This window comes from Komagataeibacter swingsii, assembly GCF_003207895.1.
In the GTDB taxonomy this organism is placed as follows: Bacteria; Pseudomonadota; Alphaproteobacteria; order Acetobacterales; family Acetobacteraceae; genus Komagataeibacter; species Komagataeibacter swingsii.
In genome coordinates, this window is sequence record NZ_NKUB01000105.1 from 1 (window position 1) to 609 (window position 609).

Below are 609 nucleotides of genomic sequence, written 5' to 3' on the forward strand. Positions count from 1 at the left end.
TAGAGCATTCTGTGATTAGGTTGATGCATATCCTGAGTTTTTGAGGTAGTTGGCACATTCCTGTGGTGAGAAGCCTTTGATGAGTGAGCCGATGCGTTTCCATGTTGCCTCGACGGATCGTTCTGCGGCCTTTCGCAAGAGGGTCTTGAGTTTGGCAAAGACCTGCTCGATCGGATTGAGATCCGGACTGTAGGGCGGCAGAAAGATCATCCTGGCCCCGACAGCACGGATTGCCTTGCGAGCGGCCTCGCCTTTGTGGCTGCCGAGATTGTCGAGCACGACGATATCGCCAGCCTTGAGTGTCGGAACCAGGAACTGCTCGACATAGGCCTGAAAACTGCGCCCGTTGATCGGTCCGTCAAGCACGCAGGGTGCCGTGATCCGGTCATGGCGCAAAGCGGCGAGAAAGGTCAGTGTTTTCCAGTGAGCGTGGGGGACCCTGGCCCTCAGCCTTTCTCCTTTGCGGCAGCGACCATGCGTGCGCGTCATGTTGGTTTTCGCCCAGGTTTCGTCAATGAAGACCAGACGCGTGGGATCTATATCGGTCTGATATCGCTTCCAGAACCTGCGCTTGCGCGCGACGTCAGGCCGGTCCTGCTCGCAGGGCAG

At 57.5% G+C, this 609-nt stretch carries 1 protein-coding gene; it reads right to left on the minus strand.

Annotated elements, in window-relative coordinates; all coding sequences use genetic code 11:
* Nucleotides 1-15 precede the first annotated feature (15 nt).
* Nucleotides 16-609: IS630 family transposase (locus tag CFR76_RS17545; RefSeq protein WP_110557952.1), on the minus strand; the 594-nt coding region annotated here is incomplete at its 5' end.